This window comes from Spirosoma aerolatum (genome assembly GCF_002056795.1).
In the GTDB taxonomy this organism is placed as follows: Bacteria; Bacteroidota; Bacteroidia; order Cytophagales; family Spirosomataceae; genus Spirosoma; species Spirosoma aerolatum.
Genome location: NZ_CP020104.1, coordinates 3097361 through 3117122 on the forward strand (window position 1 = coordinate 3097361; position 19762 = coordinate 3117122).

At 49.0% G+C, this 19762-nt stretch carries 18 protein-coding genes; 5 read left to right on the forward strand and 13 right to left on the reverse strand.

What is annotated here, in order from left to right; translation table 11 throughout:
* Positions 1-84 precede the first annotated feature (84 nt).
* Positions 85-1641: a DHA2 family efflux MFS transporter permease subunit gene (locus tag B5M13_RS12525; protein WP_080055985.1), complete on the forward strand. Its 1557-nt coding sequence runs from the start codon at positions 85-87 to the stop codon at positions 1639-1641.
* 150 nt (positions 1642-1791) lie between these two features.
* On the opposite strand, the gene B5M13_RS12530 is transcribed toward B5M13_RS12525, so the two are convergent.
* From B5M13_RS12530 to B5M13_RS12540, 3 genes are all read right to left on the reverse strand, one after another.
* Positions 1792-3045 carry a DUF819 family protein gene (locus B5M13_RS12530; RefSeq protein ID WP_080055986.1) on the reverse strand — a complete coding sequence of 418 codons (1254 nt, stop codon included), beginning with the start codon at positions 3043-3045 and terminating at the stop codon, positions 1792-1794.
* Between the two features lie 98 nt (positions 3046-3143).
* Positions 3144-4838, reverse strand: a complete 1695-nt coding sequence (gene ggt / locus B5M13_RS12535; RefSeq protein WP_080055987.1) for a gamma-glutamyltransferase — start codon at positions 4836-4838, stop codon at positions 3144-3146.
* A 144-nt stretch (positions 4839-4982) separates the two neighbouring features.
* Positions 4983-5639 carry a hypothetical protein gene (locus B5M13_RS12540; protein WP_080055988.1) on the reverse strand — a complete coding sequence of 219 codons (657 nt, stop codon included), beginning with the start codon at positions 5637-5639 and terminating at the stop codon, positions 4983-4985.
* 158 nt (positions 5640-5797) lie between these two features.
* Between B5M13_RS12540 and B5M13_RS12545 the strand changes: the two genes are divergently transcribed.
* Positions 5798-6553 carry a LytR/AlgR family response regulator transcription factor gene (locus B5M13_RS12545; RefSeq protein ID WP_080055989.1) on the forward strand — a complete coding sequence of 252 codons (756 nt, stop codon included), beginning with the start codon at positions 5798-5800 and terminating at the stop codon, positions 6551-6553.
* A gap of 107 nt (positions 6554-6660) precedes the next feature.
* Here B5M13_RS12545 and B5M13_RS12550 read toward each other — a convergent pair whose 3' ends face one another.
* Together B5M13_RS12550 and B5M13_RS12555 are read right to left on the reverse strand one after the other, a co-directional pair.
* Positions 6661-8193: a malate:quinone oxidoreductase gene (locus B5M13_RS12550; protein WP_080055990.1), complete on the reverse strand. Its 1533-nt coding sequence runs from the start codon at positions 8191-8193 to the stop codon at positions 6661-6663.
* A 118-nt stretch (positions 8194-8311) separates the two neighbouring features.
* The gene (locus B5M13_RS12555; protein WP_080055991.1) at positions 8312-10018 is read right to left on the reverse strand and encodes a DUF6909 family protein; all 1707 of its coding nucleotides are present in this window, start codon (positions 10016-10018) and stop codon (positions 8312-8314) included.
* A gap of 262 nt (positions 10019-10280) precedes the next feature.
* On the opposite strand from B5M13_RS12555, the gene B5M13_RS12560 reads away from it, so the two are divergent.
* Positions 10281-11147 carry a DUF2279 domain-containing protein gene (locus B5M13_RS12560; RefSeq protein WP_080055992.1) on the forward strand — a complete coding sequence of 289 codons (867 nt, stop codon included), beginning with the start codon at positions 10281-10283 and terminating at the stop codon, positions 11145-11147.
* Positions 11148-11204: 57 nt separating this feature from the next.
* On the opposite strand, the gene B5M13_RS12565 is transcribed toward B5M13_RS12560, so the two are convergent.
* A complete protein-coding gene (locus tag B5M13_RS12565; RefSeq protein ID WP_080055993.1) occupies positions 11205-12251 on the reverse strand; it encodes a S1C family serine protease in 1047 nt (348 codons plus the stop codon).
* A gap of 178 nt (positions 12252-12429) precedes the next feature.
* On the opposite strand from B5M13_RS12565, the gene B5M13_RS33715 reads away from it, so the two are divergent.
* Positions 12430-12606 carry a hypothetical protein gene (locus tag B5M13_RS33715; protein ID WP_170061124.1) on the forward strand — a complete coding sequence of 59 codons (177 nt, stop codon included), beginning with the start codon at positions 12430-12432 and terminating at the stop codon, positions 12604-12606.
* Between the two features lie 61 nt (positions 12607-12667).
* A complete protein-coding gene (locus B5M13_RS12570) occupies positions 12668-13075 on the forward strand; it encodes a DUF4332 domain-containing protein (RefSeq protein ID WP_080055994.1) in 408 nt (135 codons plus the stop codon).
* A 206-nt stretch (positions 13076-13281) separates the two neighbouring features.
* On the opposite strand, the gene cdaA is transcribed toward B5M13_RS12570, so the two are convergent.
* The 7 genes from cdaA to B5M13_RS12605 form a co-directional block, all read right to left on the reverse strand.
* Positions 13282-14088, reverse strand: coding sequence for a diadenylate cyclase CdaA (gene cdaA / locus B5M13_RS12575; protein ID WP_080055995.1), 807 nt, complete (start codon positions 14086-14088; stop codon positions 13282-13284).
* 155 nt (positions 14089-14243) lie between these two features.
* On the reverse strand, positions 14244-15191 hold the full coding sequence (locus B5M13_RS12580; RefSeq protein WP_080055996.1) for a ribonuclease Z: 948 nt from the start codon (positions 15189-15191) through the stop codon (positions 14244-14246).
* A gap of 22 nt (positions 15192-15213) precedes the next feature.
* Complete coding sequence (locus B5M13_RS12585) at positions 15214-15621, reverse strand: STAS domain-containing protein (RefSeq protein ID WP_080055997.1); 408 nt, start codon at positions 15619-15621, stop codon at positions 15214-15216.
* Positions 15622-15716: 95 nt separating this feature from the next.
* Positions 15717-16649: a phosphoribosylaminoimidazolesuccinocarboxamide synthase gene (locus B5M13_RS12590; protein ID WP_080055998.1), complete on the reverse strand. Its 933-nt coding sequence runs from the start codon at positions 16647-16649 to the stop codon at positions 15717-15719.
* Between the two features lie 86 nt (positions 16650-16735).
* Positions 16736-17911, reverse strand: coding sequence for an acetyl-CoA C-acyltransferase (locus tag B5M13_RS12595; protein ID WP_080055999.1), 1176 nt, complete (start codon positions 17909-17911; stop codon positions 16736-16738).
* Positions 17912-17962: 51 nt separating this feature from the next.
* Positions 17963-18658 carry a tetratricopeptide repeat protein gene (locus tag B5M13_RS12600; protein ID WP_080056000.1) on the reverse strand — a complete coding sequence of 232 codons (696 nt, stop codon included), beginning with the start codon at positions 18656-18658 and terminating at the stop codon, positions 17963-17965.
* Positions 18659-18773: 115 nt separating this feature from the next.
* Complete coding sequence (locus B5M13_RS12605) at positions 18774-19736, reverse strand: vWA domain-containing protein (RefSeq protein ID WP_080056001.1); 963 nt, start codon at positions 19734-19736, stop codon at positions 18774-18776.
* Positions 19737-19762: the final 26 nt, after the last annotated feature.

Sequence of the window (19762 nt, forward strand, 5' to 3'; positions counted from 1 at the left end):
CATAATGGTCTTGCGTAGCCATTCTTAGTTCGTAGCCGGAATTATTCATTTTACATTCTTCATTATCCATTTATCTTTAGTGTTATGAATTTAGGATTTGATAAATGGGTCGTCGTACTGACGGTGACGACAGCGGCTCTGCTGCAAACCATCGACTCGTCGATTGTGAATGTGACCCTGAACCAGATGATGGGGAACCTTGGCGCGTCGTTGGGCGATATTAGCTGGGTCGTGACGGGGTACGCAGCCGCCAGTGCCGTGATGATTACCATGTCGGGATGGCTAACGGCAAAGCTGGGTCGTCGGAATTATTTTGCGGCTTCCATTGTCCTCTTTACCATCGCGTCGGTTTTCTGTGGATTGTCGACTAATGTGTGGGAGCTTGTTTTCTTCCGGGTTGTCCAGGGGATTGGGGGGGGCGGTTTGTTGACAACAGCACAATCCATTCTGATTCAGACGTTTCCTAAAGAACAGCTTGGTATTGCCAACGCTATTTTCGGGATGGGGGTTATCATTGGTCCGTCGATTGGCCCCACACTGGGTGGCTACATCACCGATAACCTGTCGTGGAACTGGGTGTTTTACATCAATATTCCCTTCGGTATTCTGGCAACGTTCCTGACATATGCCTACATCAAGGAACCGGCCGAAAAAGTACAGGCGGGTAATATGGACTGGTTGGCGCTTATATTGCTGACAATGGGTATCGGTGGCCTGCAGATCGTTCTGGAAAAAGGACAGGAAGAAGATTGGTTTACCTCGGAGTTTATCGTTGTTATGTCCATCGCGGCTGGTATCGGTCTGATCGGATTCATCTGGCGTCAATTGGTGGTCAAGCTGCCAATTCTGGACCTAAGTTTGTTACGACAGCGCCGTTTTGCGGTGGGTACGCTCTTTAATTTTATTCTGGGCTTCGGGCTATTTGCGTCGGTCTTCATTATTCCGGTATTCTGTCAGACGATCTTAGGCTTTACGGCCAGTCAAACGGGGTTACTATTAATGCCTGGGTCGATTATGACGGGGCTGATGATGCCGGTTGTGGGGGGATTGCTCAGTAAAAACTACATTTCGCCCATCTGGTATGCGGCTATCGGATTCCTTCTGTTTTTCGGTTTCTGTTTCGACTTGTCGGCCATCAGCCTGGAGGCTGGTCCGGATTACTTCTTCTGGCCATTGATTATCCGGGGTATTGGTATGGGAATGATTTTTATCCCGCTAACAACCATTACGCTGGCCGATTTGAAGAACATCGAAATTCCACAAGGATCAGCCCTGACGGGTATGATTCGTCAGTTAGGTGGTACATTTGGAACAGCTATCATGACGACATACATCTCGACGCGCACCGTATTCCATGCTTCCCGTTTGTCGGATAATATCTCAATGTATAATCCGCTATCGGCTGAGCGAATCCGGCAGTTTACAAACCTGTTTCTATCGAAAGGCGATGCGTTGATGACGGCTACAGGAAAAGCGTATGGTATGATGCAGGGAACCGTGATGAAACAGGCGCTGGTAATGACCTATGCAGACTCCTTCCTGATTATTGGCGCTTTCTTCCTGGTCTGTGTGCCTTTGTTGCTGCTCTTCATTGGTAAGAAAATCCAGGCTTCAGCGCATACCGAGATGGTGATGGAGTAAGTAATTGAATTGTGTTTTGTTCATTTGTTGTTTGGACATCGGATGGTCACTAGACTGTCCGATGTTTTTTTATACGAACAATAGCTGGCGCATGGTAACGTGGGTGGCAACCCGCGAATCATAAGCGAAAATTGCGGGTTGCCACCCGCCTTACTGGGTCGTTAAACGCATAAGCCAGGCAGTAATCAATCCGCCGTATGTACCCAGCACATGGCTTAAAACCGCCAGCAATACACCTACCGGAGCCAAAGCCGGATGAAAGACCGATGCTACCGCTGGAGCCGTTGAAACCCCTCCAATGTTGGCCTGACTGCCTACGGCCACAAAAAAATAGGGGGCTCGAATCAAGCGTGCCGTAGTAAGCATGAAAATGACATGAATCAGCATCCAGATAACGGCTACCAGAAACAGCCCCAGATTGCCCCCCAGATTCGATAGGTCGAGCCGCATACCGATGGTCATAATCAGAAAATAGACGAACAGCGTTGCCAGATCGGTGGTGCCAAGTTTTTCGAGTTTACGCAATCGGGTAAAGGAAAGTCCGATACCCAGCGATGTTGACAAAATGACAACCCACAGGAAATTGGATGTGAACGGGTCCAGCCCATAGGTAGCCAGCGCAGTTTTGTAGGGCTGTAATGAGGTCGAGAACCCATAGGCCAGCGCATGCGCCAGGGCTCCTCCGCCAAAGCCAAGTGCCAGAATAGTGCTCAGGTCTACTAAATTGGCGGGTCGGTCTGGCTCTTCTTTATAGGCCAAAATCCGCAGCCTTACTTCTTCAATGGAACTCGTATCGGCATGAAGCCACGCATCGATCTTGTCGCGGTAGGCAGCTCCGTAAATAAGACAGGCCGTCCAGCTAGTTGAGACGACCGCATCAACGACCAGGATAATAGCAAACAGTTCTTCGCTGCATCCGTAGATTTCTTTGAGTGCCAACTGGCTGCTGCTACCGCCGATCCAACTTCCTGAAATGGTGACTAGCCCTTTCCAGTACTCATGTGCAATTGCCTGCTCGCGAAAACCGGGCAGCAGCCACATAACCAGCGCAAACGCAATAGGGGCTCCTGCTATAATGCCAACTGTTCCCGACAGAAACGTAATCAGGGCTTTCTGGCCTAATCGGGCAATCGCTCGTAGATCGGCTGTGGAAGTGAGCAGCACCAAAGCCGCAGGCAGCAGGTAATTGGTCGAGACTTTATACAAACTAGACTGTTCGCCCGAGATGATGCCCAAGCTGTTCATGGCTGCCGGGAAAATGTAGCAGAGCAGGAGGGAAGGAATATAGCTGTAGAGCTGTTGCCAGAACGGATGGCTGGACTGCGATGTCTGAAATATAAAGGTCAACAGGACCAGAAAAATCCCCAGAATAATGGCGTCGTTGGTAATGAGCGGTGTGGGCATTGGAGATAATTGATAATGCACAATGGATAATGGATAATGTAAAATGAATCGTGTTGTAAAAGCTAGTCTTTAAAATGCATTATCCATTATTCATTGTTTTAAAACCCTGCTGCCTGCCCGTCTTTTCGGGATTCTGTTGCACCGTGATATACTTTGTTTTTGGCATCGTACATAATGGCCTGGTAGCCACCATAACCACCCAACCCGTAGCCAACCTTATGGCCTTTCCGCATCAGATCGCGGATGGTTTCATAAGGATAGCCCGATTCGAGCGTGATCAGGCCAGCATCGACCATTTTTTCCCCGGTAGGCTCTGAGGAGCCGCTATGGTCGATGCGGGGGGCGTCGCCTGCTTCCTGTGGATTCATGCCGTAGTCGATCATGTTCATCAGGATTTCGGTGTGTCCGAGTGGCTGAAAACTGCCACCCATCACCCCGAAGCTCATAAACGGTTGCCCATCTTTGGTCACGAAAGCGGGAATGATAGTCTGAAATGGTCGTTTATGGGGCGCAAATGTATTGTTCTGCCCTTCGATCAGGCTGTACAGCTCTCCCCGGTCCTGAAACATGAACCCCAATCCATCGGCAACCATCCCCGAACCAAAGCCCCGGTAGTTGCTCTGAATCAGCGATACCATATTCCCTTCTTCATCGGCCACGGTCAAATAAATGGTATCGCCCTGCCGTAGTGCGGGGTTCCCGGCATCGACCCGGCTGGCAGCCCGGTTCGGGTCGATTAGTTTACGACGCTCGGCAGCATAGTCTTTACTAATGAGTTCTTTTACAGGAATCTGGGCAAAAGCAGGATCGGCATAGTATTTGGCCCGGTCTTCAAAGGCCAGTTTTTTGGCTTCTACGAATAAATGGACATGCTCAGGACTACCCCATGGAATCTTCGAGAAGTCGAAGCCTTCCAGGATGTTCAGCATCTGTAAGGTGCAAATACCCTGGCTGTTGGGTGGTAACTCCCACACATCATAGCCCCGGTAATTGGTCGAAACAGGCTCTACCCATTCAGAGGTATGGTCGGCCAGATCTTTGGCACTCAGGAAACCACCTACGCGCTTCATGAAGGCATCAATAGTTTGGGCAATTTCGCCTTTGTAGAACGCATCCCGACCGCCTTTCGCAATCTTTTCCAGTGTGTTCGCCAGTGCCGGATTTCTGAAGATTTCACCCCGTTTCGGGGCCGCTCCAGTCGGAGCATAGGTTTCCTTTACATTGGGGTATTTGCTGAAACGAGCAATCATAGAAGCCCAATAAAAGGCGGCTTCATCGTGAACAGGATACCCTTCGCGAGCGTACCGAATCGCATGCGACAGAATCTTCGGCATGGGTGTTTTGCCAAATCGCTTGTGTAGTTCGAACCAGCCATCCACACAACCCGGTGTCGAAATGGGCAGGGGACCATCGGATGGAATATGTGTAAGGCCCCGTTTTTTTAGTTCCGCCAGCGTAAGGGTGTAGGGCGACCGGCCCGACGCATTCAAACCATACAGTTTTTTGGTTTTGGCATCCCAAACGATTGCAAACAGATCACCACCAATGCCATTGACATGGGGTTCGACCAGCCCTTCCATCGCATTAGCCGCAATGGCTGCGTCGATTGCATTTCCGCCTGAGCGAAGAACATCAATGGCTGCCTGTGTTGATAAGGGGTGCGAGGTGCAGGCCATGCCATGTTGGGCCATTACGACCGACCGATTCGCAAAAGCCTTACCTGAAAGCCGATCCTGCGCAACTGCTGAACAGACCAGATGAAGCAGAAAACAAAAGAGGAAGAGGTGTTTCATGAGGTTGTATGAAGTTTAAAAATAATTGTGCCACAGCGTATTAAACTGTGGCACAAGATAACCAATATGTTATTTCCTGATAGGGTTATAGGATAAAACAGGCATGTTGGAACACAGAAATCCTGCTTTACCCTGTAAACCCTGTCAGAAAATAATCCTGTCAGAAAGCCTTCGGCGGCTACGTGCTCGTTGCCAGATGAAATAAATGATAGCGCTGACGCAAAGCACGGAAGGCAGAATCTGGCTGTAGGGTTTATAATTAGGTAAGACGGTACCGGAGAATGCGGAAAGAATGGCGCTATAGGCCGATAGCATTTTGTAAATGTGCTCGTAGAGCCACCAGGTTTTTAATCGTTCATGCAACCAGACGTATTTAAGCAGGTCGTAGCCGCCGACTAAACCAAGTGCCGATAAGGTTGAATAGACTACGGTTGGCGACCAGTTGCCGCCTGCCAGTTGCATGGATCGTGCAAACAAAACGCCCGCCATTAATACACTGATCGTAAGTAAACTATCGGTTAGAGTGCGTTTGCGTTCCCGGAGTCGAACCGCTCTGTAGCCTGAATAACCGACATAACCACCCAATAGAGTAAGCATCAGCAAGAAAGGGTTCGAACGAAAGAAAACAATACCAATGGCAGCCGTGCCAACCACGATGCCCAAACAATACAGAAAGTAGCGTCCGAACTGAGTATGACGTTGTGGTTGATTTTGATACAACAGGGCGATCAGACCGATGCCTAAGGCGAGTGTACCAAAGCCGATGTGCGTGAAAATATTGAGTGTATGAAGCGTTTGCATAAAAATGGGCTTCGCGATTTGTGTTAACCGAAGTCGTTTCAAAGTTGCTGGGTAACTACAAGCGCTCCCAGATAAACGTGATGAGGTGCTCTGGCTTGTGACGAAAGCCGTTTGTCACGGAATTGGCGGTTGAACAGTTCTAATCGGTAAATTGCCCTATGCAACGCACACACCTGCTGGATTATGCCATCGTTCGTAATGGATTAGGGTTAGGGGCATTATTGGTCGCTCATTACCTCTCCGATTGGTATGCGATCGATCACCGGGAGGGCTTCCTGAAGGTATCGCCCTATCTGTATCTAGTATTGCTCTATGGCTGGATCGTTTTTCATAATCGGATTTTATTCGAACGACTCTTCCTACGCGGGAAAAAGATGCTTTATGCTGGGTGGCTTCTGTTGCTGATGGCCCTGGGCTCGTTCAATATGAATTTTGTATTACACACCGAATTCAACATTACCCGTTCACTACCTTTTCTGGTCAATTTCTGGGTGTATACCGTTACGGGTCTGGGAGTGTTCATGCTGTATCGGTTTCTGCGTCAAAGCAACCACAAAACGATTGACTTGGCTCCCCTGGTAGAGGAGCCGGATAATGAGTCTGGGCACTTTTCGTGTATCGTTGATGGGGTTCGGCAGGCTATTCCGTATCGCGATATTCAATTCATCGAAAGCCTGGAAAATTACCTGAAAATCAATGCGGGGCGAAAGGTGTATGTGACCCGGCTAACGATGAAGGAAGCTGAAGAGCGATTACCCAAACGGCAGTTTATACGAATCAGTCGGTCAAGTATTGTACATATGGTTTGGGTCAGCAAGCGAGAACCCGACGCCTTCTGGATCGGTTCAAAAGAACTACGCATCGGCCGGGTCTATAAACGCTATGTAAGCGAGCAGTTAGGAGAGCCGAATTGATTCGGTAAGAAAGTTACGTAATCAATTTTTCGCTAAAAAGGTCTTACAGTAAAATAGCCTGACACTAATCATGTCAGGCTATTTCAGTATTAGATAGAATGATCAGCCTATCGTGTCACTTCAGACGTATATTCAAACATGCCCAGACCCAAAACCTCGCTGGTATGTTTTCGGAGTTGCTGGCCAAGTTCGGGGTTTTGAGCCAGGACCTGGCCATAGGAAGGAATCATCTCCTTCAGTTTCTGCTGCCACGCTTCCGATTTGAGCTGTTCGGGGAAACAGCGTTTCAATAAGTCGAGCATAATCGATACGGCAGTCGATGCACCTGGCGATGCACCTAGCAAAGCGGCAATACTACCATCAGCCGCACTGACTACCTCGGTACCAAACTCCAGTACCCCGCCTTCCTCTTCATCTTTTTTGATCACCTGGACGCGCTGCCCGGCAATTTCCAGCTCCCAGTCTTCCATTTTGGCATCCGGGTAGTATTCTTTCAGCGCATTCAGCCGATCTTCGGGCGATTGCATCACTTGCTGAATCAGGTATTTGGTCAATGGTATATTGTGCAGACCGGCCATTAGCATGGGGGCCATGTTGCTCAACTGAATGGATTTGGGTAAATCCATGTATGAGCCACTTTTCAGGAATTTCGTTGAAAAACCAGCGTAGGGGCCAAACAGTAATTCGCGTTTCCCATCGATCATGCGCGTATCGAGGTGTGGCACCGACATGGGTGGAGCACCCACTGATGCTTTACCATACACCTTGGCCTGGTGTCGTTCAATGACTTCCCGATTGACGCACTTGAGCCATTGCCCACTAACCGGGAACCCGCCAAAGCCCCGACTTTCGGGAATATCTGATTTTTCGAGTAGCCGTAGCGAACCGCCACCGGCTCCAATGAATAAAAAGTCGGTCTGTATTTCCCGCTCCTGACGGGTCGTTACGTTTTCGACCCGGAGTTTCCAGCCCCCCAGACTCTTGGAACGCCACAAATCATGTACATCGTGGGCAAAATAGAGTCGAACGCCCGGCATATCGTATAACCGCCGGAACATGGCACGAGTAAGTGCGCCAAAGTTGACATCGGTGCCAATATCCATTTTAGTAGCTGCCACCGGTTGAGCCGGGTCACGATCTTCCATCACCAGCGGCATCCATTCGGCCAGTTGGCCTGGCTCTTCGGAATACTGCATGCCGTGGAAGAGGTAGTTCTGCTGGAGCGCATCGTAGCGTTTGCGCAGATAGTCGACATTCTCAGCCCCCCACACAAAACTCATATGAGGAATGGAGCGAATAAAATTGGGGGCATCGTGCAGAAAATCCTTCTGAATCAGGTAAGCCCAGAACTGTTTTGACTGTTCAAAGGATTCGGCAATTTTGATTGCTTTCGTTACGTCGATAGACCCATCTTCTTTTTCGGGCGTATAATTGAGTTCGCAAAAGGCCGAATGACCCGTTCCGGCATTGTTCCAGGCATCGGAGCTTTCGGCGGCTGCACTATCCAGTCGCTCGTAAATGTCGATGGTCAGGTCAGGTTGTAACTCTTTCAGAAGAACGCCCAGCGTGGCACTCATTATTCCAGCACCGATCAGAATAACATCGGGACCTTTCTCGGTAGATTTTTTACGCTTCGCCATGATAATTGGTTGGCAGGTATGTATTCCTTATAGCTACAAATTTGAGAAACAGCTTGTTCAATGCCGTTCATCTTTCCTGATTTAATCCCATTAAATCTGTCGATTATAATGAATCTGATTAGACGGCCTTGAAAATCTTTTCCAGGCATTTAACTGTAATCAGGTACGTTGGTTTAACGCCCAAGGTTCCCAGGCTTCCCGAAGCCAGTGTAGCACCGGTCAGGAGTGGATTGTCAGATGCATAGTAAGCGTACCGCACCTTCACTGTGGCCGGAACACTGCCCCGTATTTTCGACTGAGCCTGAATGGCTTTCTGATAATGAGCGCCTTCCATTTCCAGGCCAATAGCGTTCCAGGACGAATTGCGGAAATAACTGAGTACATCTTTATTCTGGAGCGAGGTGCCCAGAACGGTTATCATAGCCCCTTCATACACCGGGATGCCGTTGCCTTCAAAATCTTCCTTACTAAAATCATTATCAAGGGGATAGTTGTCGGCGGTGCCTTCAAAAATGTGCGATGTAGGAATCATCAGATCCCCTTTTCCACCCGTTAGAATCCCCGCTTTCCCGATTACTGAGATAGAGGTAACGTTGAGCGGGTCCGTTAGCTCATTATGTTCGTACGGTTTGAGGAGTTCGTCCATCGTTTCGAATGCCTGTTCACCAAACGCATAATCCATGACCAGCAACAGGGGCTTCGTTTCGCGGATATGTTTAGCGTCATGCGTGATCTCGGTGGGCAATTTTTTAGGTTCCAGCTTGGCCGTATCAATGAGTTGAACGAGCAGGCTGGTTCCGGCCATATCTTCCAGAATATGCATACCATGCTCTCTGGCGTAGCTAGTCACTTGCTTCCGAAGGTCCCGTTCGGCAGGTAGGCTGAGTTTCAGAGCCAGGTCGTACAGGTTATCCCAGGTTGTGAGGCCCGTTAAGGCTGTGGGCGCATACAGGCAGTTCATCACACTATGCGGATTGGCGCTGATAACATGAACCGGACGATCCTGTAAGTTGTGTTCCCAGATATACTGTTTGATGCGGGTGGCCCATCGTTCACCATACAGGTGTTGGCCAACCCGTTCGCGCAGCATGGGGGTAAAGTTGATTTCACGGGCTATTTTCGGTTCTACAAGCTCCCGAATCGATACACTGCCCAGGCTATAGACGATCTGAAACAGACCACTATTGGTGCCCGCATTTTCATCGAAACGTTGGTAAGCTTGTTGCGTTTCTTCGAAGGTACGGCCCAGAATCGAGCTGAGGTACATCAGAGCCAGTTCGCGCTCGTCGTCGTTGACGCTGCCACCCGACTGCACAATCGCTTCCAGTTTCTCCCATTCGCGGGTGCGGCTTCCCCGTTCCTGAAAGGCATTCCGCCGGATTTTATCGGCTTCCATAAACATGAACGTCAGGTGGGTAAGAATGTCGTAGATTTCGCTACGGCCATTGGTCACTTCAATTACCATCTGCTCACTGTCGATGCGAAAGCAATTCCGGCGACGTTTGGCGGGCACCAGTACCGGGAAGTGTGAATGTTCAAAACCTTCGCGCGAGGCCAGTGAGATGATCCGGCAGGATTCGATGCCTTTGGGTAACCGATCCATTACATACACAAGTCCATCCAGTTCAACGCGTTGAGGATCACCAACCAGCCCATAGATTTCGGGTTGAAGCGTGAGCAGGGCTCGCCGAATTTCTTCGCCCGATACGCCCGAAGGTTTATAAAATCCCCGATTGAACAGATGGCGCATCGTAATATATAGACGCTCAATGGCTACACGAGACTCCTGTGCGCGTGTGAGGGGAGGAGAAGGAACAAGATTCATGAATAGGAAGTGAAATAAGTTGGGCAAAGGTACGTGAAAAGGCTTTCTTACAGGATTTTCAGGATGTACAGGATTTTTGATTAAAATCCTGTAAGAAGTAAGAACCCTTCCCCCACGAACGCAAACAACGGCTAAATCCTATGAATCCTGTCGGAAAATAAAATAGGTTGGATACTTTTGGCGCATGAAAAACAGGATTCGGCGCGTTGGGTGGATAAGTGTATACTGGCTAATGCTAACGCAGTCGATACAGGCGCAACCTATGCCAACAGTGTCTGTATCGCCTGAGCCAACAGGTATCAATCAGGGGCGGTTTATTGGTGTATTGGTGGGTACGGCGGCTTTTTATACCGTAACGCTGCTGATGCTTCGCAAGCAATGGTATAAAAAGAAAGTGCCGTTTCATAGCTTCAACGACAATGCCGAATGGCTCCAGATGGATAAAGTAGGGCATGCGGCAACGGCTTATTGTATGAGCCGGGGAGGCTATGAGCTGATGCGCTGGAGTGGCGTCAATGAACGGGCCAGTATTCTGACGGGCGGTTTACTTGCTCTTCTATTTCAGACTACTCTCGAAGTATACGATGGGCATGCAGAAGGGTGGGGGTTTTCGAAAGGCGATATGATCGCTAACGTGGCCGGAACAGCCCTGTTTATGGGGCAGCAATACGGAGCAGGACAGCAGGTGGTTAGTTTGAAATATGGCTTCCGGAAAACTATTTTTCCGCCCTATCGTCCCAATCTGCTTGGCAAGACTACCGGCCAGCAAATGCTGAAAGACTATAACGGTCAGCAATATTGGGTATCGGTCAACCTGGCATCGGTACTCCAGGTGGGGCCTGATTTCCCGCGTTGGCTCAATCTGGATGTTGGGTATAGTGGTAGCGGCATGATTGGTGGACATGAGAACCCAAAAGTGGTTGATGCGGCTGGTAATGAAGTGACATTTACCCGGTATCGGCAATTCTTTATTTCGCCTGATGCCGACCTGTCGAGAGTAGGTGCCTTTTCGCCCTCCCTACAGCGTTTTATTGGTACAGCTCAGTTCTTTAAAATTCCTGCTCCCTCGCTTGAATTCAATCGCATAAAAGGTGTACGGTTTCACCCATTGATCCTGCCAAAAGAATAAAGCATGAACGAGCGGCATGTTGACGCAAGCCATCAGTTCGCTCGTTCATGCTTTAATTTACTTCATCTCGCCGGGCGTAACCATGATCCCTTTCTTACGATTTTGCCGTAAAACCGTCAGTTGTGTAAGTCGGCCGATGCTGTCGTCGGTAAGCAACCGATGGAGATCATCGACCGTAGCTACCGGCTGTCCGTTGAATTCCACAATGATGTCGCCTTCGTGTAATTCGCTATTCCCGGCTACCCCATCCGGCTCTACACTCACAACCATTACGCCCGATTTTGTCGTTAGTTGATTGTATTGCTTGATTCGTTCAGTTAGATTAATCAGTTGTCCGGCGATGCCCAGATAGCCCCGGCGAACTCGGCCGTGCATGATGAGTTTACCAGCAACCAGGGCCGCCAGATTCGACGAAACGGCAAAGCAGATACCCTGTGCCGGCAAAATAACAGCTGTGTTTACCCCAATGACATCACCATTTGAATTGACCAAAGGACCACCAGAGTTCCCCGGATTCAGAGCCGCATCGGTTTGAATAACATCGTCGATCAGGCGGCCCGATTCGGAACGTAAAGTTCGGCCGAGCGCACTAACTACCCCAGCCGTCAGCGAGTATTGAAAGCCGTATGGGTTACCAACTGCAATGGCGATCTGGCCTACCTGAACTTGTTTCGAATCGGCAAATCGGATCGCTTTCAGCCCATCTGCGTAAATCTTGATCACGGCAATATCGGTGGCAGGATCGCGGCCAATCAGCGTTGCTTCATATTCGTTTGAATCAGGGAGTGATACCTGAATGTTGCTGGCACCCGCCACTACGTGGTTGTTCGTGATAATATAGCCATCGGTAGAGATAATGAAGCCAGACCCCGTGCCTCCATCCGACTCACCCCGTCCAGGCGGTCGGCGGGTAGCTGGATTGTTTTTAGCTGATTCCTGCGTAGAAGAACGGCCACTTACTTTAATCTGTACAACGGACTGGCTTACTTTTTTGGCTACCGTGACAACGGTATTTGAGTAGGCATCCAGAAGCGTCCCATCCTGAGTGGCCATCATCCCCGGCTGCAATGGCGTTTCCGAAAATGTAATGAATTGCGTGTCCATACCTAAAGTTGGTTCAGTGATTTGGGTGCCCATTACACGTTCTGTTCCAATTGATTTTGATGATAGTTATGTGGCGTTTATACGCCATTTTGTCATTTTAGTATTTATCAACAGTAGCAATGTGTTAAAAAAACCTCTTACTTTGTATAACGTTCGGTTAAAATGGCAGATTTAACCTATGTCCTTTCAAGAGTATTTAAGTCAGAAGAAGATCAGTGTCGAACAATTTCAGCAGGCCGAACCGGCCCGATTTGAAGAATGGCAGCGCGAATTCGGGCAAATGCATCCCGAAAGCTTTACCGCTCAGAAGAAATTTCTTTTGAATGATACCCGAAGAAAGTACCTTGTCCGTTAAAAAAGTACCAAACAGCCCGAAGGTCGGGTTGTATTAATTATTTAAAACTCAACATTATTTCATGAGCCTTACATTAGGAGAACTGCGAGGCATAACAGATGCTGTTCTAAATGCCCTAAAGGCACAAGGTATTAGCGACGCTGATTCGTTACTTGAAGCAACCCGAACCCCTGAAGACCGCAAAGCGTTGTCGTCGGCAAGTGGGGTTGATTCAAAAGCTATTCTGGAACTGGCCAATCGCGCTGATCTGGCACGCATCAAGGGTATTGGCCGGGTTTATAGTGACCTTATGGAAGAAGCGGGGGTTGATACAGTGAAAGAACTGGCTCAACGCGCGGCCGACAACCTGCATGCTAAACTGATTCAGATTAACAAAGTACGGCAGTATACACAGCGCCCTCCTTCCGTTGAACAAATTGGCGATTTCGTCGAGCAGGCTAAAAAGCTGCCAAGAATGCTTGAATATTAAAGAAGAGTAATCGAATAAGCTGAATCCGATGAGCCGAAACGGATAGCTACCTATTTTATTCCGACTCAAGGCTTCAATGTCGGATTCTTACGGCACTCTCTTTTTTGACAACAAAGCTACCCAGTGAGCGTCACTGTCTCAGTGACGCCACGGTTCTCCTTTTGTATTATTCCGGGTTGAAAAGCGATCAGTCCCTATCTGGCTAATTAATGTGTTTTTGGGGCCCGTAAGTATCCTTCCAGGCGACTTTCCAGTTCGGGTAAACTCAAGTTGGTATACAACTCACCGTTGAGCGCGAGCGATAGACGTCCGCTTTCTTCTGATACAGCAATAACCGCTGCATCAGTGGCTTCGCTCATTCCCAGAGCAGCCCGGTGCCGAAAACCAAGGGTAGCGGGTAGCTCATCATCTTCCGAAACAGGTAAAATGCAACGGGCTGCCCGAATTCGACCTTCACTGATGAGCACGGCTCCATCGTGTAGTGGACTGTACTGGCTAAAGATGGCCAGTAATAAGGGTTTCGACATATCGGCATCAATGATTTCTCCCGACTGAGCGAATTTTTCCAGATCATCATTTTTCTGCAATACGAGTAAACCGCCCGAAAATTCACCACTTAGCGCTTTGCAGGTGTCTAGAATGGGTTTAAGCGAGGCATAGGCGTCCATAATTTCGGTCTCCCGAAGGAGCCACCGTTTGAACAGCCGACTGTTACTTAGGTTAGTCGATTTGCCAATCAACAATAAAAAGCGCCGGATTTCGTGCTGAAAAATGATAATCAGCGCCAGGGCACCCACACTGATGAAATACTCCAGAATGGTAGTCATCAGGTTGAGGCCAAGTGCCTTTACCAGTAAATAGGCAAGGTAAACCAGCAGATACCCGACAAAGACGCGGCTGGCGACACTCCCACGAACAAGATGATAAATCTGGTAAATAAGTAGGGTGACGAGCCCAATATCCAATAAATCGAGCCACCCGATTTCTAAAAAACCCAGGCGAAAAGCCAGCATGAACCAATAAAGAAAGTTTACGGGCTAAAGATAAACAGAATAATGTACTTGGATAGGCTGAATTATTATCGGCTGTTTCAGAGGATAGGATAGAAACTCGGGTTCATTGCCTTGAGCCCTGAAACGTATGATCGATATGAAGCCAGATTAAGTGGCTATATATCAATTGTTTGTCCTTCCGTTGCCAGGTAGGTTTCAGGGAAAATAGCTCTGGCTTCCTCCAGAAATAGCTCGAATTGCTTGTAGCGCGACGAAAAATGACCAATTAGCAAACGGCCAGCCTGTGCTTTAGAGGCAATCATAGCCGCCTGCCCAGCCGTCGAATGATACACCTCTGCTGCTCGCTGACTGTTGTCCTGCAAAAAAGTGGCTTCATGGTATAACACGTTGACGCCCTGCAATTGGGTAGTCAGTTCTTCCACGTAGCGCGTATCGGAGCAGAATGCGTAGGAGCGGGGAGACGGGGCCGGTTCAGTATAATCAGCAGCAGCGTAGAGTAGCCGACCGTCGGCATCCAGAATATCCCTGCCTTCTTTCAACTGCTTTAGGTAGGCAATAGGGACCTCGGCTGGTAGTTTTTCCCGCAGTAGGTGAGGCTTAGCCTGTTTCTCACGAAAGAGGTAGCCGGTACAGTCGATCCGGTGCTGCAATGGAATCGACTGTACAGTCATCAGAGGATGATCGAGTAAGAGCGCTGACTGGTCTGGATCGACAGCCTGAAAATGAAGGCGAAAGCCAAGCCGGGAATCCGACACCCGGAAAATGGTTGTCAACACCTCATCGAGCCCGCGTGGACCGAACAGGTGTAAGTCTTCGGTCCGTCCTGCCATGTTCAGTGACGATAGGAGTGGAGCCAACCCAAAATAGTGATCGCCGTGCAAGTGACTGATAAAAATGTAGCGAAGCCTGCCCGGACGAATCCGTTGTTCGAGCAGACGGTATTGGGTACCTTCGCCACAATCGATCAGAATGTATTCGTTACCGATGGTCAGCAAATGAGCGGTCTGATGGAGTCGAAGTGAGGGAGTGGCCGAACCGGCCCCGAGTACAGTCAACGTAAATGGGGTATGGTTCGGACGATGGGTTTCCGATTCATGGGGCATTTCTACACGCGTTAGGGCTGCGTTAGGCCTCGACACTGCCTCCGACATCATACTCGTCATCTGCTTCACTACGGAAGTCATTTTCCAATTCGTTCATAAAAACAGCGTCGATGGCTTCTTCCACGGTTGGCAGAATCGTCAGATCGCTGAGACGAGCTGTATCCAGAAATGAAATCAGATCGTCATTTTTTGTAACAACAATCAATAGACCCTGTTCATTGGTACATTGCCGACTTATTTTTCGAATTGTCGATACCCCTGCCGGATCGATCGACTGGACAGGGGCCGTATCAATGATGATATTGCTGTAGCCCTCCCGAAAAAGATTACGGCTAAGCGTCTCAAAGTCAGTTGTTATAGCCTCCCCGAAAACATTCTCTGTTAATCGGATCAGGGCGTATTGTTCGTTTTTCTCGATGCTATAATTCATAGGACTTTAATTTTGAATGATAGAATGATTGACTGGTTGAAAGATTGAGTAAGGGTTTCTTATTCAGCCATTCAATCCTTCAACCAGTCAAAATTTTATATGGATCGTAGTATATTGGTTTCGATTCGGGCCAGCGGGTCGGAGGTTTCATCAGGCTGGAAGCGTTGACCGGTAACGGTTTCAAATAGCTCAATATAGCGTTTCGTAATCTGGCTTATCCATTCATCCGACATAGCAGGAACGGTTTGCCCCGTTTTCCCCTGAAAACCGTTTGAAATAAGCCATTCTCTAACGAATTCTTTCGATAATTGTTTTTGCGGTTGTCCGGCCTGCTGGTTTTGTTCATACACATCCGCGTAGAAGTACCGGGATGAGTCGGGGGTATGAACCTCGTCGATCAGGTAAACCTTGCCATCCAGATTCCCAAACTCATACTTGGTGTCGACCAGAATAAGCCCCTGTTGGGCGGCCATTTCGGTACCACGGGTAAATAAGGCCAATGCATACTGTTCCAATTGCACATACTCACTTTCCGGTACTATTCCCCGACTCAAAATCTCCTCACGGCTAATGTCCTCGTCGTGGCCTTCGTGTGCCTTCGTCGATGGGGTAATTATCGGAGTGGGCAGCCGGTCGTTTTCCCGCAGCCCTTCGGGTAAAGCCACACCACACAAGGTCCGGTGCCCATCGCGGTATTGGCGCCAGGCGTGGCCCGCCAGGTAGCCACGAACCACCATTTCAACCGCATAGGGTTCGCATTTCAGGCCAATACTCACATTCGGATCGGGTACGTCAAGGAGCCAGTTGGGAACAATATCAACTGTTGCTTCCAGAAAGTAGGCGGCTGTCTGATTCAATACCTGCCCTTTAAACGGAATAGGGCGGGGGAGTACCACATCAAAGGCTGAAATACGATCTGAGGCAATCATAACCAGCTTGTTTGGGAATGAATAAACGTCCCGTACTTTTCCCCGATAAAATCCCGTCTGGCCGGGAAAATGAAAATTGGTTTCCTGAATGGCGTTCATTTTTTACAGTTTACGGTCTTCGGCTTATAGTAGCAGGCGTATTGGGATTAACAGCCCCAGTTCCTAAACCGAAAACAACAACCCTTTTATAACTTTTCTATTATAATAGCCGAAGCTCCTCCGCCCCCGTTGCAAATACCAACCGCACCATATCGGCCGTTGTTTTGTTGCAGAACGTTCGTAAGTGTGGTTACTATTCGTGCTCCCGATGCGCCCAACGGATGCCCAATGGATACAGCTCCGCCAAAAGCATTCAGTTTCTCCTGCGGGATGTTCAATACTTTACTGAATGCCAGTGGAACTACGGCAAACGCTTCGTTTACTTCAAAAAAATCAATGTCGTCGGTTGTTAAGCCAGCCCGTTCCAGGGCAAGCGGAACGGCTTTTGTGGGTGCCGTTGTGAACCATTGGGGCTCCTGTTCTGCATCGGCATAAGCCAGAATCCGGGCAAGCGGTTTTAGGCCAAGTTCATCGGCCTTCCAACGGCTCATGACAACAACTGCTGAAGCCCCGTCGCTGATCGGTGACGAACTAGCAGGCGTTACGGTACCGTCAGGCGTAAAGGCCGGTTTGAGAGTTGGGATTTTGTCATAAATGACATTTTTAAACTCTTCGTCCTCTGATACGACCGTAACCCCCTTTCGACCTGTTACCTCAACCGGCACAATTTCGGCACTGAACCGACCTGACTGTGTACTAGCTTCGGCCCGACGGTATGATTGTACGGTATAAGCATCCTGTTCTTCACGTGTAATGGCATAGTGTTTGGCCGTCTGGTCGGCAAAAACGCCCATAGCACATTGATCGTAAACGTCTACCAGCCCATCCCGAGCCAGGCCATCGACCAGTTCGGCATTTCCATATTTATAGCCAAATCGAGCCTTGGGAACGTAGTAGGGGGTATTTGACATACTTTCCATACCACCCGCTACGATGACATCAGCCTGCCCAAGCTGAATAGCCTGAGCGGCAAGCATAATGGCTTTCGTTCCTGAAGCACACACTTTATTGATGGTTGTGCATGGAATATTAGCCGGTAATCCTGCTTTCAGCGCGGCTTGTTTGGCCGGTGCCTGACCTACATTGGCCGACACAACATTACCTATATAAACTTCCTGAACCTGCTCAGGTTGCACACCAGCGCGGGCTAATGCACCCCGAATGGCTGCAGCGCCCAGTTCGGTAGCCGACAGGGTCGATAAAACACCACCGAAACTACCAATTGGTGTTCGAACCGCTGACACAATAACCACTTCGTTCATAGATCTGTATTTGTTTAGGGTTTTCGGTCTTCAGGAAACCGAAGCCCGATTCTACCATCGACTCTCTCCCTCTCTGGGCTTCGGACTAGCCTGATGAGCCGAGCGGGTCAACACAAACGGCAAATCATCGCCACGCATAGCATCCAGCAATTGTAATGCTTGCTCTTCACTTAGGTTCAAACGGCGAAAACGGCGTAATAACTCATCCTGCCGTGTCGACCGCTCAACCTGCTGACCACCCATAGAGCGAGGCTTATTAACAAGTTGAGGAGAAGGCGTTGATGACTTACGGATTGATCGTTTGTGCGGAGGCTGCCCCGAATAATGTCGTTTTATTAGTTCAAAATTATACCGGGCCGATTCATTATCTGCGTTTTCGAGCAAAGCCTGGCGAAAAAGGGTTAACGCCAAGGCACTGTCTTTTTCAAGACAGGCCATCACCCCTAGCTGAGTAGCTGCAGCTGTCCGTAAATCATGCCGGTCCGTTTGGAGTAGTGTTTCGTACTGCGATTTGGCTTTAGTGTATTGTTTCAGATGGAAATACGTATGACCAAGGTTTAACCGAACAGCTGCATCGATTGTCGACGTATTTTGGGTTAAATACGTATAAAACGTAAGGGCACGCTGATAATGCCCCGACTGATAAGCGAGTTGAGCCTCCTGACGGGCCTGATTGTTACGGGAAATCTGGTTCAGAGAAATCAGTTCGTTCAACCAAATCCAGGCTGCAATGAGTAAATAGATCATCTGTAAGCTTGCCCCAGCGTTTCAATTGGTACTGAATACACGGATGTCAGCAGGGCGTAGTCCATAATGAATCAATAAAACGAAGCCAAAAATAAGATGAAACGTCGAGACTCGCTTATAGTCGGAAGGTTCGAATGGCGATAAGTATATCGAGCGCGATCAGGCTGAGTGCCGCCAGCAGAAAATAATAATACTTATTAGTCGCTACGGACAGCCGACGCTGATCGCTGGTGCCTCCTTTTAGCGACTGTAAAATACCCGCTAGTTCATTGATATAACGCCCATTAGCATCGGCTTCGATGTATTGCCCACGGCTATCGCGAGCCAGTTCCTGCAAATAGAGCCGATTGAGTCGACTCCGAACAATCTGATTATTATCATCCCGAATAAAATCGCGTCCCTGCCGAATCGATGCCCCAGCTTCACTCCCTATACCGACTGTTATAATAGGCATTCCCTGCATACGTAACCGAATCAGCGTATTGCGTTCGCAGGGGCTGGCGTTTTCCCCATCACTAAACAGAACCATCGCCTTAACACTTCGACGGGTAGACGGATCGGTAGATAGTTTCTGATAGGCCAGTTCAACAGCACTACACAGGTCAGTACCACCCGTTGGGTCGATACTGGTGTGTACTTCACGAATAAATTGCTTGAGCGCATCCTGATCGGCCGTTAGGGGGGCCAATACAAAAGGGGATGACGAAGCCATAATTAGCCCGAACCGATTGGCAGGAAGGGTGTCGCAAAGTTGCTGGATGTCGTACTTCACCCGTTCCAGACGCGTGGGCACAACATCGTTGGCATCCATAGACCGGGAAATATCAACGATCAGGAATGTATCGTGACCCGTTGTGGCAAAGTCGACAACGGCTTCACCAAACGACGGGCCCAGTAGGGCAATGATGAGTAAAGTGAGGTAACTGCCTCTCAGAAAAAACTTAGGAACGGCACCCCAGGCCGACGTATTTAATTGATGAGCCAGCCGAAAGGTACGCCATACATAAAGTGTATAGAGCCCTATAAACAGGCAAATGAAAAAAAAATCGGTACGCGTAAGGGGATATAACCAATTCATGAAATCAAGTATCTGGCTGATGCTGA

What these genes read in the sequence shown, in the direction of transcription:
- B5M13_RS12525 (WP_080055985.1), top strand. Translation starts at nt 85, where the DNA reads ATGAATTTAGGATTTGATAAATGGGTCGTCGTACTGACGGTGACGACA.
- B5M13_RS12530 (WP_080055986.1), bottom strand. Translation starts at nt 3,045, where the DNA reads ATGCCCACACCGCTCATTACCAACGACGCCATTATTCTGGGGATTTTT.
- ggt (WP_080055987.1), bottom strand. Translation starts at nt 4,838, where the DNA reads ATGAAACACCTCTTCCTCTTTTGTTTTCTGCTTCATCTGGTCTGTTCA.
- B5M13_RS12540 (WP_080055988.1), bottom strand. Translation starts at nt 5,639, where the DNA reads ATGCAAACGCTTCATACACTCAATATTTTCACGCACATCGGCTTTGGT.
- B5M13_RS12545 (WP_080055989.1), top strand. Translation starts at nt 5,798, where the DNA reads ATGCAACGCACACACCTGCTGGATTATGCCATCGTTCGTAATGGATTA.
- B5M13_RS12550 (WP_080055990.1), bottom strand. Translation starts at nt 8,193, where the DNA reads ATGGCGAAGCGTAAAAAATCTACCGAGAAAGGTCCCGATGTTATTCTG.
- B5M13_RS12555 (WP_080055991.1), bottom strand. Translation starts at nt 10,018, where the DNA reads ATGAATCTTGTTCCTTCTCCTCCCCTCACACGCGCACAGGAGTCTCGT.
- B5M13_RS12560 (WP_080055992.1), top strand. Translation starts at nt 10,281, where the DNA reads ATGCCAACAGTGTCTGTATCGCCTGAGCCAACAGGTATCAATCAGGGG.
- B5M13_RS12565 (WP_080055993.1), bottom strand. Translation starts at nt 12,251, where the DNA reads ATGGACACGCAATTCATTACATTTTCGGAAACGCCATTGCAGCCGGGG.
- B5M13_RS33715 (WP_170061124.1), top strand. Translation starts at nt 12,430, where the DNA reads ATGTCCTTTCAAGAGTATTTAAGTCAGAAGAAGATCAGTGTCGAACAA.
- B5M13_RS12570 (WP_080055994.1), top strand. Translation starts at nt 12,668, where the DNA reads ATGAGCCTTACATTAGGAGAACTGCGAGGCATAACAGATGCTGTTCTA.
- cdaA (WP_080055995.1), bottom strand. Translation starts at nt 14,088, where the DNA reads ATGCTGGCTTTTCGCCTGGGTTTTTTAGAAATCGGGTGGCTCGATTTA.
- B5M13_RS12580 (WP_080055996.1), bottom strand. Translation starts at nt 15,191, where the DNA reads ATGCCCCATGAATCGGAAACCCATCGTCCGAACCATACCCCATTTACG.
- B5M13_RS12585 (WP_080055997.1), bottom strand. Translation starts at nt 15,621, where the DNA reads ATGAATTATAGCATCGAGAAAAACGAACAATACGCCCTGATCCGATTA.
- B5M13_RS12590 (WP_080055998.1), bottom strand. Translation starts at nt 16,649, where the DNA reads ATGAACGCCATTCAGGAAACCAATTTTCATTTTCCCGGCCAGACGGGA.
- B5M13_RS12595 (WP_080055999.1), bottom strand. Translation starts at nt 17,911, where the DNA reads ATGAACGAAGTGGTTATTGTGTCAGCGGTTCGAACACCAATTGGTAGT.
- B5M13_RS12600 (WP_080056000.1), bottom strand. Translation starts at nt 18,658, where the DNA reads ATGATCTATTTACTCATTGCAGCCTGGATTTGGTTGAACGAACTGATT.
- B5M13_RS12605 (WP_080056001.1), bottom strand. Translation starts at nt 19,736, where the DNA reads ATGAATTGGTTATATCCCCTTACGCGTACCGATTTTTTTTTCATTTGC.